A 16,426-nucleotide genomic window follows, 5' to 3' on the forward strand; every position below is an offset into this window, starting at 1 on the left:
CATGGAAGTCTTTCTGTGGGGTGTGATCCCCTACGTGACACTGCTTCTGGTGATCGGCGGTACCATCTGGCGCTACCGGTTCGATCGATTCGGCTGGACCACGCGGTCATCGGAGCTGTACGAGTCACGGCTGCTGCGCATCGCCTCCCCGCTGTTCCACTACGGCATCCTGGTGGTGATCGCCGGTCACGCCATCGGCCTGGTGATCCCCGAATCATGGACCGAGTTCTTCGGCATCTCCGAGGATCTGTACCACTGGACGGCCGCGATCTCCGGCCTCATCGCCGCCGCCGCCACGGTAGTCGGATGCGCACTGCTGATCTACCGGCGCCGGCGCACCGGACCGGTGTTCATGGCCACCACCCGCAACGACAAACTGATGTACGTGGTCCTGGTGTCGGCACTGCTCGCGGGCACGTTCATCACGCTCGTCGGCACCGTTGACCCGCACGGGGTCGGCGTCAACTACCGGGAAACCGTTGCCCCGTGGTTCCGGTCGATCTTCTTTCTGCAGCCCGACATCGACGCGATGTCGCAAGCCCCCTTGCGTTTTCATGTACACGTTCTGGTCGGTATGGCCCTGTTCTGCCTCGTCCCGTTCACCCGTCTCATTCACATCTTCACCGCGCCACTGCACTACCTGTTCCGCCCCTACATCGTCTACCGCAGCCGTGACCCGCATCCCGCACCGGGTGCCCGGCCCACCAGGCGTGGTTGGGCTCCCGTCGGAGTGAAGGACCGCGACCGATGACCACCGCAACCCCCGCACCCCCGATCACCTCCCGCGCCCAGGCCACCAACCTGGCACTGGCGACCCTGGCCTTCACCGTCAGCTTCTGGGCGTGGAACCTGGTGGGGCCGTTGGCCATCACGTACGCAGCCGACCTCGGCCTGTCGGCGGGCCAGAAGTCGGTGCTGGTGGCGATCCCCATCCTCGTCGGCTCCCTCGGCCGCATCATCACCGGCGCGCTCACCGACCGCTACGGCGGCCGCACCATGTTCCCGGCGCTGCTGATCGCCACCGTGCCGTTCGTACTGCTCATCGCCGTCGCCGGTGAACTCGACAGCTACTGGCTGCTGCTGGTGGCCGGATTCTTCCTCGGTGTCGGCGGCACCACCTTCGCCGTCGGCATCCCGTTCGTCAACGCCTGGTACGACCCGTCCAGACGTGGTTTCGCGACCGGCGTTTTCGGTGCGGGCATGGGGGGCACCGCACTGTCGGCGTTCTTCACCCCGCGCTTCGTCGACTGGTTCGGTTACTTCACCACCCACGTCATCATCGCCGTCGTACTCGTCGTGGTGGCCGTGATCTGCCGGGCATTCATGCGTGATTCACCCCGCTGGGCACCCAACCACGACCCGGTGCTGCCGAAATTGGTCGGCGCCGCGAAACTGCCCATCACTTGGGAGATGGGTTTCCTGTACGCGGCGGCGTTCGGCGGATTCGTCGCCTTCTCCACCTATCTGCCCACCTACCTCAACGACGTCTACTCCATCGACACCCAGGGCGCCGGCACCCGCACCGCCGGATTCGCCATCGCAGCCGTGATCGCCCGCCCCGCCGGCGGTGTGCTCGCCGACAGATACGGCCCCCGCCTGATCACCTTCATTTCGTGTGCGGGCGCCGCGGTTCTGGCGATTTGGATGCTCACCAAGCCACCCCTGGAGATTCCCGCCGGCATCGACTTCGTGCTGATGGCGCTGTTCATGGGCCTGGGATCCGGCTCGGTGTTCACCTGGGTCGCCCAGGTCGCCCCGCCCGAACGCGTCGGATCGGTCACCGGAATCGTCGGCGCCGCCGGCGGGCTTGGCGGCTTCTTCCCGCCGATGGTCATGGGCGCCACCTACGACGCCGACGCCCACAGCTACACCCTCGGCCTGGCGCTCCTGTCTGCCTTCGCCGTGGCCGCAGCCCTGACCACCGCCTTCGTCATCCGTAAGCAAGACCGCACCTGAGGAAAATCGCCGAGGAGCCCGCCGCGATCAGCTCGACGAGTCGAAAATGTGGCTCGGGCCATCTCAGCGCGGCAACAGAACAATCGCGACGCCGAGCGACGGCGCGCGGGACAGTCGCGCGTCGGCGGTGATCAGCTCGGCATCCAGTAATTGCGCCGTCGCCATGTAGAACGCATCGGAGGTTCGCAGAGATTTCCGCAATCTCCGCGAATCGGGAAATCTGAACGCTCTGAGCGCGGCATAGCGGCACCGTCCACAACGCCGCGACGGCACGCTCGGCTTCTGCGGAACTGATCTGCGCGGTACGTTCGAGCCGCCATATCGGGGAGCTGACTTCCATGTCGATCACCGGCGGCGCCCACAGCTCGCCTGCGGACATCGCGGTAAGGGCCGCGTCCTGCCGATCCGATGGGAGAACGGAGTCGATCAGGGCGCTCGCGTCGACAACCCGCCTCATGGCTCGGTGTCGTACTCCTCGCGGACCGTGTCGAGCGCACCGATAGTGTTGATAGGTCGCCGGGTCCATCGCCCCGGACGCCGGCCGCCCAGTCGGCGAACAATGGGCGACGGGACTTGACCCCGGAAAAGTGGACACGGTTAGCTTGATTGCTGACTTGCCAATGACCTGATCTCGAAGTCGATGGGCGAGATCATGCCCAACGCCGCGTGCCTCCTGCCATGGTTGTAGAATCGGATGTACTTGTCAAGTCCCGCAGTGAGATTCGCGTAGGTAGTGAACGCGTGGCGCTTGTAGTACTCGTGCTTGACGGTCGACCACAGCGATTCGGCACCGGCTTTGTCCCAGCAGATCCCCGTTGCCCCCATTGAGCGCCGCAAGCGGTGCTTGCCGCAGACCGCGGCCATGTCGTAGCCGGTGTACTGGCTGCCCCGGTCCGAATGCAGGATGGTGCCGGCCACCGACCCGCCACGGGTGAACACCGCAGCGTCCACGGCGGCCTCGACCAACTCGGTTCGCATGTGATCAGCCAGCGACCAGCCCAGTACCCGACGTGAGTGTTTGTAAACGACCGACGCGTCCTGGACATGCTGACATCCTCCCAGCAGGACCCTTCGCCCCGCTATCTCAGGTGTCCACTCAAACCGGGGAGGTTCAGGTGTTAGATTCTGTCTGCGGGCAGGATCGTGAAGCTGTCGAATCCCGAAGTCAACGGAACGATCGCCCTAAAGTCACGCTGATCCAAGGTGAAGATGCGGTTGGTGCCGAAATTGTCGGCGATCACCACGCCCACCGCATCCGCCAGATCCAGCCTCAAGTCCGCGTATCGCTGTCGAACGCGCGCCGCCGCGGTGAGGTCGTCGTTCGAGACGGCGGCAAGCACGTAGTCGCCGTCGGCGATCCTGTCGGTGAGGGACTCAACAGCAAGTACCGCGGCCCGGTACCCCACATCACGGTGAACGAGGTGATCAAGTTCGGCAAGAACGAATGGCGAGATCACCATCCGCTCCGCGGCCATCACCTCCTGAGCACGCACGTGTTCGTCCTGGTCAGCGTCGAAGTGCGCGAAGAGCGCCGACGTATCGGCGATGACGATCATCGACGCGCGGCACGCTCGGCGATCTGCCCGACCAAATCCTCCCGCAGCTCGTCGACAGTCCGACTACGTCCGCTCCGGAAGACCGGAAACGGTTTCGCCTGCCGGGGCCGACGACTCTCGTCGAGCAGCTTGGTCACTCCTCTGCGGATGAGTTCGGCCTTGCTGACGCCCTCAGCCTTCGCCTCGGCCTCCAGCCTCTGGTCGAGTTCTTCCGGCAGGTACACCGTGGTCTTGTGCATGCCATATATGGTACCTGCTGTTGCCGGGCCAGTGGTCTTCTCCGCATCCGGCGACGACACACGGCCCATACTTTGCAGACAGTACGGCGAGCTCAGTGCGGGAGCACGACGATCGGGATGACGAGCGAGGGAGCGCGGGACAGCCGCGCATCGGCGGTGATCAGCTCGGCATGCAGTAGCTGTGCCGTCGCCACATAGAACGCATCGGAGACTCGCAGGGATTTCCGCAATCTCCATGCCGCACGGGATATCTGCCCGTTCTGCGCACGACGCAACGGCACCGTCCACAGCGCCGCGACGGCACGCTCAGCTTCGCCGGAACTGATCTGCGCGGTGCGTTCAAGCCGCCATATCGCGGAGCTGACCTCCATGTCGATGACCGCCGGCGCCCATAGCTCACGTCCCGACATTGCGGCGAGGGCTGCGTCCTGGCGATCCGATGGGAGAAGTGAGTCGATCAGGGCGCTCGCGTCGACAACCCGCCTCATGTTTGAGCGTCGGCGGCGTCGTACTCCTCGCGAACCGCGTCGAGTGCACCGACAGTGTCGATGGGCCGCCGTGGTCCGTCGCCCCGGATGGCGTCGGCCCAGTCATCGAACAGCGGCCGGCTCAGATCGTCACGCAACAGTCTGGTGACGTACTCGGACATCGACATATCCAGCCGCGCCGACCGCTCACTGAGCAGCGCGTGCAACTCGTCCGGGAGGTTCCGAATCTGAAGGGTGCTCACTACATGAGACTATCATGCTACTTTCATGCATCAGGTTTCGGCACTATGCTGAGTCATCTCTTTCTCCCCTGTTGTTCAGTTGCTCGGCCGCGATACAAGGTGCCATCATCTCGTTGACGGTGTGGATCGCGGCGGTTCGCTTGACCGACGGATACTTCTACCTCACCCACTGCCGCTTGGTCGACGCGCAACGTCTGGTGCGTACGTACGTCTTCTCCGGTAGGGTCGGACTTGTTGTCGCACTGCTTGATTCTCACCAGATCACAGGCGATTCGCACCAGGAGGGCATGACTCCGCAGCTCGTCGGCCGATTCGTTGATGGGGACGGCATCCTGATCCCCGAGGTCCGGAACGTTAGCGGAGGAGTCACGAGGGGCACGTGACCTATTGCTTCGCAACGGGTTTGAGGTCCTAAGCAAGCGATGATGACGTCGTAGTGCTCACGACCGCCACTCAGGTTGCTGTTGATCCCGGAAACCGGGTTCAACGGCAACCTGAAACGGCCACAACGCCGACAGCCCCCATCTTCGAGACGAAGGTGGGAGCTGTCGGTGGTTTCGAGGTCGGCTCAGCGAGCCGGGCGGGTCACCAGCTGGACTTTTGCACGCCCGGCAGTTCGCCGGCGTGGGCCATGTCGCGCAGGCACACGCGGCACAGGCCGAACTTGCGGTACACCGAGTGCGGGCGGCCGCACTTGTTGCAGCGGGTGTAGCCGCGCACGGCGAACTTCGGCTTCTTGTTGGCCTTGTTGACCAGAGCCTTCTTTGCCATGTCAGGCCTCCTTGGCGTTGTTGTCTTTGAACGGGAAGCCGAGGTGACGCAGCAGCGCACGGCCTTCGTCGTCATTGGTGGCGGTGGTGACGACAGTGATGTCCATACCGCGCGGACGATCGATCTTGTCGATGTTGATCTCATGGAACATCGACTGCTCGTTCAGGCCGAACGTGTAGTTGCCGTTGCCGTCGAACTGACGGTCCGACAGGCCACGGAAGTCGCGGATACGCGGCAGTGCGATCGACACGAGGCGGTCGAGGAACTCCCACATCCGGTCGCCACGCAGGGTGACGCGGGCGCCGATCGGCATGCCCTCACGCAGCTTGAACTGCGCGATCGACTTGCGGGCGCGACGGATCTCCGGACGCTGACCGGTGATCAGCTCCAGGTCGGCGACGGCACCGTTGATCAGCTTGGCGTCGCGGGCGGCATCGCCCACACCCATGTTGACAACAACCTTGACCACGCCCGGGATCTGCATCACGTTGGCGTAGTCGAATTCTTTGTTGAGCTCGGCCTTGATTTCCTCGCGGTAGCGGGTCTTCAGGCGGGGCGTCACGTTCTCGGTGGTGGTCATGCTCAGATGTCCTTCCCGCTCTTGCGCGAGATCCGGACCTTCTTGCCGGACTCCTCATCGATGCGGTACCCGACGCGGGTGGGGTTGCCGTCGGAGTCCACAACCATCACGTTGGACACGTGGATGGCGGCTTCCTGGGTCACGATGCCGCCGGAGGAGGCACCGCGCTCATTGGCCGACGCGGCGGTGTGCTTCTTGATTCGGTTGACGCCCTCGACGAGGACACGCTGGGTCTTCGGGAAGGCCTGGATGACCTTGCCCTTGGCGCCCTTGTCCTTGCCCGAGATGACGATCACGGTGTCACCCTTGTGCACCTTCATGTCAGATCACCTCCGGTGCCAGCGACACGATCTTCATGAACTTCTTCTCACGCAGCTCACGGCCGACGGGGCCGAAGATGCGGGTACCGCGCGGGTCGCTCTCACCCTTGAGGATGACGGCAGCGTTCTCGTCGAAACGGATGTAGCTGCCGTCCGGGCGGCGACGCTCCTTGACGGTGCGCACGATGACGGCCTTGACGACCTCACCCTTTTTCACGTTGCCACCGGGGATGGCGTCCTTGACAGTGGCGACGATGACGTCACCAATGCCTGCGTAGCGTCGCGACGATCCGCCGAGCACGCGGATGCACAAGATTTCCTTGGCACCGGTGTTGTCGGCGACGCGCAGACGCGATTCCTGCTGAATCACAGTGCGTAGTCTCCTTGACCTGGAACGTTATGTACGCCGGATTTCCGACCCGACGCACACGGTCTGCTGCCGTCGGACACGCGCCTGCCGCCGGGAATGCCATCAAGATGACCGCCGGAGTGGGTTCGCGAACCGATTCACGACGCACGCAGCGTCGTAGGCAACCCGTCAATCGTACGCGAACACCCAGGTAGATGCCAAACCAACGTAAGAGGCCACTACCAACGCCACCCGGAATCCTGGTCGCCCAGGCGGGTTTGACTGTTGAGGCCGCCCCGTTCTGGACGACGGAGAAAGCCGGGCGACGAAGGCGCCGTCCTGAGGTGCGAGGTACGAGCCTCGAAGGGAGCCCGCGCGAACGACGGAGGAAGAACGGGGGTCAAGGCATCAACAACCAAGGCCCGCCGCATAAGCACGGCATCACCACCGGTCGAGGCTGGTGTAACCATCCTGGAGAGCACGGGCGAACAGGTGCGTCTTGGTGGGCGCTGTGCGACCCACCGCGGTGTACTTGGCGCGGATGCGCGCGAGGTGGGTACTCACCGTGGATGCCGAGATGAACAGCGCCTCGGCCGCCTGCTCCTTGGAATCCGAGGCCAGCCACGTGAGCAGGACCTCGACCTCACGGGCCGACAGGTCGGGTTTGGTCAGCTGACCGAAGACGGAATGAGGGCGATAGTCGGCCAGCCGTGCGAGTCGCGCGTCCTGGACGGCCTCCCGCCCGAGTGGGGCCGGGCGCGCACCCGCAACCTCGCTCCTGACCGCGCGAGCCGAGGTCCTACCGTCAAATCCCATGTCCTAACCCCCTGCGGATCGGCATCAAGTGCTCTGGTGGTCATGATCGGAACAACGTCGAGTTGATGGTCCTCGCATGTGCGGAAGAGACTATGGGACGAAAGACTTGGACGTTAGACCCAGAAATAGGGTCATCGCGATTCGGGACGAAAAACGTCAGGTCAGCGAGCCGTCAAGAGAGAACTCACGCCGAACGCCGCCGTCCGGCGACCGGGACACGATGGTCGCGAGATGTTCGCGGCCCATCGGCAGCACCCGCACCGTCACCTCGTCGGTCGCCTTCGCCCCGGCGATGACATCGATGGCCGACGCGTGGACCCGCGCCAGTTCCTCCTTGATGGTGTCTGCACCGCCCGCCCGGTCATCAAGCAGGGTGACACGCACTCCCCGGTCGCGGGCGGCCCACACCGCATCGGACAGTTCGGGCGAGTCCAGACTCGGCGCGCGGATGCCGTCGCGCAATCTGGCCTGGATGAGGCGGCACCGCCGGACGTCGGCGATACTGAACTCCTCACCGACGGCGATCCGTTCCAGCATCTCGCGGGCATCGCTGTCGAGTCGCCCGAGTTGGGCATCCCTCTCCCGCAGTGCAGCGGCCTGCGCGGCGCCGGCCGCCGCCTCCTGGGTGATCTGGGTGCGCAGCGCCATCGCCGCCGACACCGCCGGACGGGCCACGATCGCGCACAATCCGACGATCGACAGCGAGGGCGCCAGGTTGAAGTGCAGGAGCAGCTGGGGCACCGGATCGATACCCAGCGCGATACCCACCACACACCCCATCGCGACGTACAACGCCATCGCGGCCAGCGTCACGAGCATCGCGCCACGCAGCATCAGCAGCACAGCGCTGAGCGCCCCGACCCCCGCGATGGTGAGCGCGCCCGCGCAGGCCACTCCGTCGTAGGCGATGAGAATCGCGGGGAATGCCGGCATCGACAACACCGCCGAGAGCACCGCACTCCGGGTGTCGACCGGGTCGCCGGACGCACGCGCGGCCACCGTGACCCCCGCAGTGGCCAGCACCAGCCCCAGCAGGTAGACCGGCCAGTTGACCGGTGTCGGGTCGACGACGGCCAGCGCGGCGCACGACAGCACGAAGACCGCGACCTGCAGCCGGAACGGGAACGTAGGTAGCCCCATCGCGTCGGTCAGACCGTCCCGGCGCGGGTCGAGCAGATAGCGCTGGCGCAGCATCGAGGTCATGAGCCACTCCACCCCACCTGCACCGTGGTGCCCCGGTCGATGACACTGGCCAGCCTGCCCCAGCCGCCGTCGATCAGGGACATCCGGCGACGAATGCTGACCGCGATGCCCAGGCGTTCGGGAGGGACCGCCGCCGGGTCGAAACCCCGTCCGTCGTCGGAAACGGTGACGCGCACGAATCGCGGCTTCATCTCGATGAGCACTGCGATGTTCGCGTCGTCCCCGGCGTGCCGCAGGCTGTTGCGGACCGCCTCACCTGCGGCTTCGCTGAGAGCGTGCACCACCGGCGACGGGTAGGACACCGGTTCGGGACCACTGTCGGATCCGCCGTCCGCATCGGGTTCGCGGCCCAGGTCGAACCGGGCCTCGACACGTACCTCCACCCGGTCGCTGAGATCGGATACCGCGTTGCGCAGCCGGGCCAGCGATTCGGTGTCACCGATGGTCGCCCCGTCGAGGCCACCGGAGGCGAGCCGGTCGAGCTCGCTGAGCGCCGAGCGGGCCTGCGCGATCGTGGTCGGGCTCTGCGCACCGGGTTCGGCCGCGATGAGCGTGGCGATGACCCTGTCGTGGACGAGCGCGTCGAAACGGGCCCGCTCGCGATTACCGGCCTCCAGCCGCGCCTCCTCGACGGCCTCCTCGATGGCCATCGAGCGCGCGTCATCGTATTCACGCACTGTGTTCAGTGTCTTGCGAGCCAGGGTCAGCAGCAGCGCGGTGAACAGCAGCGGCCACATCGCCGTCGCGATCAGGTCCCGGCTCAGGCCGTCGACCGAGGAGATCGCACTCATCCACACATAGCCGATGACGCTCAGCAGCAGTACCAACAGCGCCACCGCGAACGGCTGCATGATCACCGCCGCGAACGCGGCCAGGCCGATGAGGCTGGTCAGCCAGTTGACGCGCACGTCGTCGATCGGCACACCGTCCCAGGCCACCGCCCACAGCGCGATGGCGATGAAGTATCCGCCCACGTAGATGCGGGTGGAGATATCCAGCATGCGCGCGTTGCGATGGGCCGCGGCCAGCACCACGCCCACCGTCGGGATTACCACCAGCGCGACCGCGACCGGGTCGAACCACGCGGCCGCGTGCTCGGTCGGCATCGACCGGACGCCCATCGCCAGGCTCACCACGACACCGCTGAGCAGCAGGTACCCGCCGAATACCTGCAGCCGCACGGTCTGGGACGCGACGATCCGTTTCCGGTCGGTGCGCGGGCGCATCAGGATCTCGCCGGCCCGGTCCCGCCACGCCGCCAGCTGCGAACCCACTCCCATCAATGATCGTGCGCGGCCGACCCGGCCGATCGATCGGCACCACGCTCGGGCACGGGCAGCCAGCCGTCTTCCACCGCACGTTTGAACAGATCGACCTTGGTCCGGGTGGGCCGTCCGGCGTCGGCGTACTTCTGCCTGATCCGTTTCAGATATTCGTTGACCGTGTCGGCGGTGACACCGAGCGATCGGCCCACGGTCGCCGAGGTCTCCCCCGAGGCGTAGAGCGCCAGCACGCGCTGCAATTGCGGACTCAGGTCGACGGCGGCCAGTTCGGGATCGCCGTCGATGGCCGCCGCCCATTCGGTGGTCAGCACCTCGTTGCCCTGCGCCGCCGCCCGGATCGCACCGATGATCTCGGCCTCGGCCGCCGACTTGAGAACCACACCGAGCACACCCGCCTTGGCCGCCGACCGCAGCAGCGCCGGGTGCTCGCCGGAGGTGTACACCACGGTCCCGATACCGGCCTCGGTCAAGCGGATCACGTTCTCCCGGGGCGTGGACGCGTCGCCGAGCCGAAGATCGAGGATGACGATGTCGAGACCTTCGCTGAGCTGTCCCGCCTGACCGAGAAGCTCGTCGACGGTGCTCCCCGCGCATACCATTTCCAGATCCGGCTCCGCCTCCAGCAGCCGCTCGATTCCCCAGATCGGCGATCGGTGGTCATCGACCATTCCGACCCGTAGTACTCGGTCGCCCGATAGCCCCGTCATGGTCGATGAGTTTAGTGCCCCCCGAAAGCACAGACGCCGGACGCCACGGCATCGACCGCGGGCAACATCGTCACATAAGATGAACATGTTCTAGTTTTGTGTCGAATACCGTACAGGAGCTGCCCCGATGCCCGCCGATCCGACACCGCCCACCCATCAGATCCTCGACCGCACCGTCACCATACCCGTACGTATCCGCCACGCCACGTGCTTCGTCGCGGGCTTCACCGCCGACGCGACCGCGGTGTCGGCGGCCATCGCGCGGGCCGGCGACGGCACAACGCGCCTGCGGCCGCTGCAGATCCGGCCGGGCCGCACCATGTGCATGCTGGTCTTCGTCGACTACATCGACGGCGATCTCGGGCCGTACAACGAGTTCGGTGTGTGCTTCCTCGTCGAGGACCCCGCGGATCCACCTGCCTCGCGGATCGCGGCGCTGCGGGCCCTGGCCAAGGGCGACGCCCGTGCGCTCATCCACCGGCTGCCGGTCGACGGCGAATTCACCCTGGCCGCCGGCCGCGGAATCTGGGGCTTCCCCAAGACCCTCGCCCACTTCGACGTCGACCACGACTCCGCCACCAAACACGGCCGGGTGAGCGCCGACGGCAGGCTGATCGTCGACGTGTCCGTCCGCAAGGGTCTGCGCGTACCCGACACCTCCGGCGACACCGTACTGAATGCCTATTCGCAGCTCGACGGGGTGCTACGGGCCACACCGTGGCGGATGACCGGCACGGCCGGAACCCGCACCCGGCTGGGCGGGGCGTCGCTGACCCTCGGTGACCACGAGATCGCGCGGGAGCTTTCCGGGCTGAAGCTGAGCCGCCGCGCACTGATGACCAGTTCGGTCGGCCATCTGGAAATGTCCTTCGGTGACGCCGAAACAGTCGACCCGACTGGTAACAGTGCGGTGTAGTTCAAGCGATCTACTTTTTCGAAAGGCCCGACAGGGACGGGTACTCTGAGCCCCGACCTCTTCCCTTAGGAGAACAATCGTGAAACGCACCTTGGCGGTCTCCGCCGCGCTCGCAGGCCTCGCGACCGCGCTGACAGTGCCCGGCACCGCCGACGCAGCCCCCCGGATCACCCCGCACACGGCACCTGCCGGGTCCGACATCACGTACACACTGTGGTCCGATTCCCGCCGCAACGTGTACCACTACTACGGCTTCAAGGGCGCGCTCATCACGACCAACCACCACGCGCGGTTCAGCGACACCGGCGGCGGCGCGTACACCCTGTCCGTTACTTTCAAGGCCCAGCGGACACAGCCTGCGGGCATCCGCATCCGGTCCGGCAGCGGTAAGTACGCCAAATGCGAGGTCCGTATCGACGGCCGGCGCGTGGACTCGGCCCGCAACGTCAGCGGCGGCTTCGCGGTCTGCTGATCGCCGGCCCACCAGAGTCACCCACCCGGGTCCGTCCCGTCGACAAGGAGACAAGGTCGTGAAACGACGCTTCGCCACTGCCGCGGCTGCCCTCGGCATCGCCGCCGGCGCACTGACCGCGCCCACCACCGCGGACGCCGCACCGGCCATCACGCCGCACACCGCCGCCAAAGGCTCGCTGATCACCTACACGTACTGGTCGGACACAGCGCGCAACACGTTCAGCTACTACGGCCAGAACGGTACGCTGATGAAGCGCACCTACTCGCACTTCGGCCCCAACCCGAGCGGACACGGCCGCGAGAAGTATCGCCTGCGCCTTTCGCACCGCGCCTCGACGAAGCAACCGGCCGGAACGGAGATCACCTCTCGCGGCAGCTACGCGCGCTGCGAGGTACGCATCAACGGCCGGATCGTCGATGCGGCCACCAACGGCAGCGGCGGCTCGGCCAACTGCTGATCCACCCGATTTATGTGATGCGCGCCATAGGTTGTGCGTCTGGGAGAATCCTGTGCGCTGTCCGGGTCCGCGGGTAGTGTGCCTCATGCAAACCACGTCGCCGCACCAACGCGACCAGGACGGAGTGCCAGTGTTGAAATCTGCCAGCAGACGGACCGGTGTTCGCACGCGCGGCAAGCGCGCAGCGGCCATCGCGGTGGTCGCGGCCCTGATCCCGCTCGCCGGCGGAGGCATCGCGCAGGCCGCGCCTCAGAAGGCGGCGAAGGTCGAGGCCAAGGTCCAGGTCGACAAGCAGGAAGTGACGGTGTCCGTCTACTCCCCGTCGATGGACAAGGTCATACCGGTCACCGTGCTGACCCCGCACGATCAGAGCAAGGCACGCTCGGTCTTCTACCTGCTCAACGGTGCCGGTGGCGGCGAGGACGGCGCCACCTGGAACGCCAAGACCAAGTACAAGCAGTACTTCAAGAACAAGAACGTCTTCGTGGTCACCCCCATCGGTGGCGCGTTCTCCTACTACACCGACTGGCAGAAGGACGACCCGAAGCTCGGCCGCAGCAAGTGGCAGACCTTCCTCACCAAGGAACTCCCGCCGATCATCGACGCGAATTTCAAGACCACCAAGGTCAACGCGATCGGTGGCATCTCGATGGCCGGCACCAGCGTTCTGAACATCGCGATCGCCGCGCCCGGGCTGTACAAGTCGGTGGCCGGCTTCAGCGGCTGCGCCAGAACCAGTGATCCGCTCGGCCAGGAATACATCAAGCAGGTCGTGGAGGTTCGCGGCGGCGGCGACATGACGAACATGTGGGGCCCGCTCACGGGCGCCGGCTGGCGCAAGAACGACCCGTACCTCAACGCGGCCAAGCTCCGTGGCACCAAGATCTACCTCACCACCGGAAGCGGGCTCCCCGGTAAGCGCGACGGTCTCCACGATCAGCCCAAGGGCAACGCATTGGTCTGGGCCGACCTGCTCATCGTCGGCGGTGGTATCGAGGCCGCGGCCAACCTGTGCACGCATCAGATGGTCGACAAGCTCAATCAGTTGAAGATCCCGGTCAACGTGGACTTCCGTCCCACCGGTACCCATTCGTGGGCCTACTGGGAAGGCGACCTGCACCGCACCTGGCCCAAGCTCGCCAAGGATCTCGGCGCCTGAATCACCACCGCACACAAGCCCCGGCCGCACGGCCGGGGCTTGTGTCGTTCACGGGCCGGCCGGACGCCCGGAGTAGGTTGGTGAGGGCCACCTTGATCAAAGGAGTACACATGATGTTGAGAAGGCCCCTCGCGGCCGCCGCCATCGCCGGTGCCGCCGTCCTGGGTGTTGCCGCGTGCTCGGACGACGACAGTTCGAGTGCCACTTCAACGACGACTGCCGTATCGCAGACCGTTTCCGAATCCGATGCGACCACTCCTACATCCGACAGCGACACGGACACGCTCTCCGAGCTCACCGAGCAGAGCGCGCAGACCATTCTGCGCACCGCCGTATCCGACGAGACGAGTGCCGACGACCTCAAGAAGGTCGTCGACTCCGGCAACCCGGCCGTGATCGGCACGCTGCAGGCTTTCGCCAAGGCATCGAACGCCGCCGGCTACACTCCCGAGGTGTACACCGTGTCCAAGGTGAGCGTCAGCGGCGACACGGCCACCGCAACGGTGGCGGTGAAGAGCCCCCACGCGCCGATGCCGGTGGATGTGGAGCTGACGTACGCCAAGGTCGACGGCTCCTGGAAGCTGAGTTCCGAAGCGATCAACATGCTGACCTCGTTCGCCCAGCAGTACAGTCGCTGACCCTACGGTGAGATTGCCCGGCCCGACCTTCTCCTGGATCGGACCGGGCAATTCTCATACCGCCTTGCGTTCGGGCAGCACCGGGATGCGCATCGCGAGTTCGGGGTCCCAACCGGACTTCCGGTCGGGTGCCGCCACCTCCGCCGGGCGCTCGTCGGCCCGCCGCGCGGCACGATCGGCGGTCTCGGCACAGTGTGCGATTTCGGCAGCGTCTGCGGTTTCGGCGCGCGGTGGTGCCGACGCCGGTTTATGAACACGCATAGTCCCGCGGGGGGTGACGTGCCATTCGTGGTCGCCCATGAGTTCATTGAGCTGGGCGATACGGGCTATCAGGTTCTTCCATTCGGTGTACAGCGGCGCGGCGAAAACCAGGTACCAGGCAAACCACTTCGTGCGCGCACGGATATCGGGTGCGGCCAGCTTCCAGGCGAACATCAGCTGTACCGGCCCGGCCGACAGCGTGTAGAGCGTCGTGAGCAGAAATATGGGAGTCGCCCACGACAGGTGGTCATCACGCCACAATACAAACAGCAGGACGCCGAAGACCATCGGCGACACCCACGGGTTCACCTCCCGCCATCCGAACAGGACCAGCATTCCGACGCGTTGTCTCATCCCGATCGTCCGGCTGGTCACGACCGACGACAACTGACGTACCGAAACCTGAAACCAGCCCTGTGACCATCGCATTCGCTGCCGCCACAGCGCGGCCATGGTGACCGGGGCGAGTTCGCGGCTGAGCAGGTCCGGATCGCTCACGATCGTCGAACCGCGCAGCAACGAACGCAGCGACGCATCGATGTCCTCGGTGAGGCGGTCTGCCCGCATCCGCACCTCGTGAAGCATATCGGTGCGCCAGAATCCGTTGGATCCACCGAAAACGCCGAAGCCGTGGAGCCGCGCGCGCCCCGGGTGGCTGACCGCGTAGATCTGTTCGAACTCCACTGCCACCGCGCGGGCCACGTACGATTCGTTCCCGTTCCGGATCACACAGTGCCCTTGGACAACGTCCGCGCCGTCGGCTATCCATCGCCACGCCCGGGTGAACGAATCCGGGGCCGGGTGATGGTCGGCGTCGAAGACTCCCACGAACTCCCCGACGGCCACGCCGAGAGCCGCGTTGACGTTCTGGGCCTTGGACGTACTGTCCTCGACCTTGAGGAGCATCAGTTCCGGATGCTTGCGCGCCAACGCCCGAAGCTCCGTCTCGACGGGCAGATCCACGGGCGTGTTGTACGCCAGGATCACCTGCAACTCGCCGGGGTACTGCTGCCCGAGTACGTGCCCGAGAGTCTCGACGATGGTGTCGGCCTCATTGGGCAGATAGGCGGCCACCACCGCCGTCGCGGTCGGTGCCGGAATGTCGGGCATCGCGGGAAGCCTGGGCCGAGACAGCGCGCACAACGTTTCCGCCCAGATCAGTAGGGCCGTGAAACCGAGGGCGATGACGATGCCGATGTACGCGTAGCCGGACAGATCGACACCGTGGGAGTACGCGAGACGCAAGACGGCGTACGGCCCGAGGATACTCACCGACAGCGTGAAGAGAATCTGGACCGGCAACCGTAGCCGGGCCGGCAGCCCCCGCCACGCCTTGCGCGTACGCTGTGGGCCCAGGCAGACCAGGTCGCGGCGCGCCATCGAACGCCGTGCCGCGCCGAGCGCCGTCTCGACAGCCTCGTCGACCTCCTGCCGTGTGACCTCGCTGCCGATCCGCGAATAGCCGGCACCCAGCACGATCCGGTGCACCGTCCCGTCATCGAGCACCCAGGACGTACCGGTCAGGGTCCGGCAGATGTCGCCCACGCGGGCTCGCAGCCGAGCAGCGCCGGGCGCACTCATGAGGGCGACCACCGAGTGACTGTCCTGATCGACCCAGGCCACCTCCAAGGCGATCAGCCCTGCCACGACCTCGTGATGCAGCGTGTCGACCAGCAGCCTCAGCAATTCGGGCTCTCGTGGGTTCCCGTACTCGTTGCAGTCGCCCAGCGTGATCGTCACCAGGAACTGCGATCTGCCCCGCCTGTGCGCGTTCACCACCATCGGACGCCCGAAATGCGCGACCAGCGCCTCGGCGACCCTGACCTCGGAACCGTCGCCGGCAGGCTGAAGAGGCCCATCCGGCAATGCATGCCGCGGCGTCGATACTCCGGCCGCGTTCGGAACCGCTTTATCCATTCTAATTCCCCGACCCCCTGTGATTTCACGCAGATTTCATCGTGGAGTCATCAACTCTGTCCACAGCCTTGACATCAGCCAAGAATCCCCACT

Annotated in this window: 22 protein-coding genes; 7 read left to right on the forward strand and 15 right to left on the reverse strand. The window is 65.7% G+C overall.

What is annotated here, in order from left to right:
- The first annotated feature begins 1 nt into the window (after position 1).
- Together narI and GII31_RS17105 are read left to right on the forward strand one after the other, a co-directional pair.
- Positions 2 to 751, forward strand: coding sequence for a respiratory nitrate reductase subunit gamma (narI, locus tag GII31_RS17100; RefSeq protein WP_213244575.1), 750 nt, complete (start codon positions 2 to 4; stop codon positions 749 to 751).
- Entirely contained in the window at positions 748 to 1,956 is a 1,209-nt protein-coding gene (locus GII31_RS17105; protein ID WP_260840069.1) for an MFS transporter, read from the forward strand. The genes narI and GII31_RS17105 overlap by 4 nt, the downstream gene beginning before the upstream one ends.
- A 63-nt stretch (positions 1,957 to 2,019) precedes the next feature.
- On the opposite strand, the gene GII31_RS22520 is transcribed toward GII31_RS17105, so the two are convergent.
- From GII31_RS22520 to GII31_RS17170, 14 genes are all read right to left on the reverse strand, one after another.
- Positions 2,020 to 2,229, reverse strand: coding sequence for a PIN domain-containing protein (locus tag GII31_RS22520; RefSeq protein ID WP_322973031.1), 210 nt, complete (start codon positions 2,227 to 2,229; stop codon positions 2,020 to 2,022).
- A 324-nt stretch (positions 2,230 to 2,553) separates the two neighbouring features.
- Positions 2,554 to 3,114 (reverse strand): DDE-type integrase/transposase/recombinase, encoded by a 561-nt coding sequence (locus tag GII31_RS17110; protein ID WP_213250631.1) that lies wholly within the window; start codon positions 3,112 to 3,114, stop codon positions 2,554 to 2,556.
- A complete protein-coding gene (locus GII31_RS17115; RefSeq protein WP_213244577.1) occupies positions 3,075 to 3,512 on the reverse strand; it encodes a type II toxin-antitoxin system VapC family toxin in 438 nt (145 codons plus the stop codon). The genes GII31_RS17110 and GII31_RS17115 overlap by 40 nt, the downstream gene beginning before the upstream one ends.
- Entirely contained in the window at positions 3,509 to 3,751 is a 243-nt protein-coding gene (locus tag GII31_RS17120) for a ribbon-helix-helix domain-containing protein (protein ID WP_213244578.1), read from the reverse strand. The genes GII31_RS17115 and GII31_RS17120 overlap by 4 nt, the downstream gene beginning before the upstream one ends.
- 92 nt (positions 3,752 to 3,843) lie before the next feature.
- On the reverse strand, positions 3,844 to 4,239 hold the full coding sequence (locus tag GII31_RS17125; protein ID WP_213244579.1) for a type II toxin-antitoxin system VapC family toxin: 396 nt from the start codon (positions 4,237 to 4,239) through the stop codon (positions 3,844 to 3,846).
- On the reverse strand, positions 4,236 to 4,481 hold the full coding sequence (locus GII31_RS17130; RefSeq protein ID WP_213244580.1) for a FitA-like ribbon-helix-helix domain-containing protein: 246 nt from the start codon (positions 4,479 to 4,481) through the stop codon (positions 4,236 to 4,238). Before GII31_RS17130 ends, GII31_RS17125 begins: the two co-directional genes overlap by 4 nt.
- Before the next feature lie 585 nt (positions 4,482 to 5,066).
- Positions 5,067 to 5,252: a type Z 30S ribosomal protein S14 gene (locus tag GII31_RS17135; protein WP_213244581.1), complete on the reverse strand. Its 186-nt coding sequence runs from the start codon at positions 5,250 to 5,252 to the stop codon at positions 5,067 to 5,069.
- A 1-nt stretch (position 5,253) separates the two neighbouring features.
- Entirely contained in the window at positions 5,254 to 5,832 is a 579-nt protein-coding gene (gene rplE / locus GII31_RS17140) for a 50S ribosomal protein L5 (protein WP_213244582.1), read from the reverse strand.
- Between the two features lie 2 nt (positions 5,833 to 5,834).
- Positions 5,835 to 6,152 (reverse strand): 50S ribosomal protein L24, encoded by a 318-nt coding sequence (rplX, locus tag GII31_RS17145; RefSeq protein ID WP_213244583.1) that lies wholly within the window; start codon positions 6,150 to 6,152, stop codon positions 5,835 to 5,837.
- A gap of 1 nt (position 6,153) precedes the next feature.
- The gene (gene rplN / locus GII31_RS17150) at positions 6,154 to 6,522 is read right to left on the reverse strand and encodes a 50S ribosomal protein L14 (RefSeq protein ID WP_213244584.1); all 369 of its coding nucleotides are present in this window, start codon (positions 6,520 to 6,522) and stop codon (positions 6,154 to 6,156) included.
- Positions 6,523 to 6,942: 420 nt separating this feature from the next.
- Positions 6,943 to 7,317, reverse strand: a complete 375-nt coding sequence (locus tag GII31_RS17155) for a LuxR C-terminal-related transcriptional regulator (protein ID WP_213244585.1) — start codon at positions 7,315 to 7,317, stop codon at positions 6,943 to 6,945.
- A gap of 156 nt (positions 7,318 to 7,473) precedes the next feature.
- The gene (locus tag GII31_RS17160; RefSeq protein WP_213244586.1) at positions 7,474 to 8,520 is read right to left on the reverse strand and encodes a hypothetical protein; all 1,047 of its coding nucleotides are present in this window, start codon (positions 8,518 to 8,520) and stop codon (positions 7,474 to 7,476) included.
- Positions 8,517 to 9,794: a sensor histidine kinase gene (locus GII31_RS17165; RefSeq protein ID WP_213244587.1), complete on the reverse strand. Its 1,278-nt coding sequence runs from the start codon at positions 9,792 to 9,794 to the stop codon at positions 8,517 to 8,519. Before GII31_RS17165 ends, GII31_RS17160 begins: the two co-directional genes overlap by 4 nt.
- A gap of 5 nt (positions 9,795 to 9,799) precedes the next feature.
- On the reverse strand, positions 9,800 to 10,510 hold the full coding sequence (locus tag GII31_RS17170) for a response regulator transcription factor (RefSeq protein WP_260840070.1): 711 nt from the start codon (positions 10,508 to 10,510) through the stop codon (positions 9,800 to 9,802).
- Between the two features lie 127 nt (positions 10,511 to 10,637).
- Here GII31_RS17170 and GII31_RS17175 point away from each other — a divergent pair, with 127 nt between their 5' ends.
- The 5 genes from GII31_RS17175 to GII31_RS17195 all read left to right on the forward strand — a co-directional run bounded on the left by GII31_RS17175 (position 10,638) and on the right by GII31_RS17195 (position 14,155).
- Entirely contained in the window at positions 10,638 to 11,426 is a 789-nt protein-coding gene (locus GII31_RS17175; RefSeq protein WP_213244588.1) for an acetoacetate decarboxylase family protein, read from the forward strand.
- 79 nt (positions 11,427 to 11,505) lie between these two features.
- On the forward strand, positions 11,506 to 11,898 hold the full coding sequence (locus GII31_RS17180) for a hypothetical protein (RefSeq protein ID WP_213244589.1): 393 nt from the start codon (positions 11,506 to 11,508) through the stop codon (positions 11,896 to 11,898).
- 58 nt (positions 11,899 to 11,956) lie between these two features.
- A complete protein-coding gene (locus tag GII31_RS17185; RefSeq protein WP_213244590.1) occupies positions 11,957 to 12,358 on the forward strand; it encodes a hypothetical protein in 402 nt (133 codons plus the stop codon).
- An 85-nt stretch (positions 12,359 to 12,443) separates the two neighbouring features.
- Positions 12,444 to 13,517: an alpha/beta hydrolase gene (locus tag GII31_RS17190; protein ID WP_213244591.1), complete on the forward strand. Its 1,074-nt coding sequence runs from the start codon at positions 12,444 to 12,446 to the stop codon at positions 13,515 to 13,517.
- Between the two features lie 110 nt (positions 13,518 to 13,627).
- On the forward strand, positions 13,628 to 14,155 hold the full coding sequence (locus GII31_RS17195; protein ID WP_213244592.1) for a DUF4878 domain-containing protein: 528 nt from the start codon (positions 13,628 to 13,630) through the stop codon (positions 14,153 to 14,155).
- A 54-nt stretch (positions 14,156 to 14,209) separates the two neighbouring features.
- Here the strand turns inward: GII31_RS17195 and GII31_RS17200 are convergent, their stop codons facing one another.
- On the reverse strand, positions 14,210 to 16,333 hold the full coding sequence (locus GII31_RS17200; protein WP_213244593.1) for a glycosyltransferase family 2 protein: 2,124 nt from the start codon (positions 16,331 to 16,333) through the stop codon (positions 14,210 to 14,212).
- Positions 16,334 to 16,426 lie beyond the last annotated feature (93 nt).

Source organism: Gordonia pseudamarae (assembly GCF_025273675.1).
Lineage (GTDB): Bacteria > Actinomycetota > Actinomycetes > Mycobacteriales > Mycobacteriaceae > Gordonia > Gordonia pseudamarae.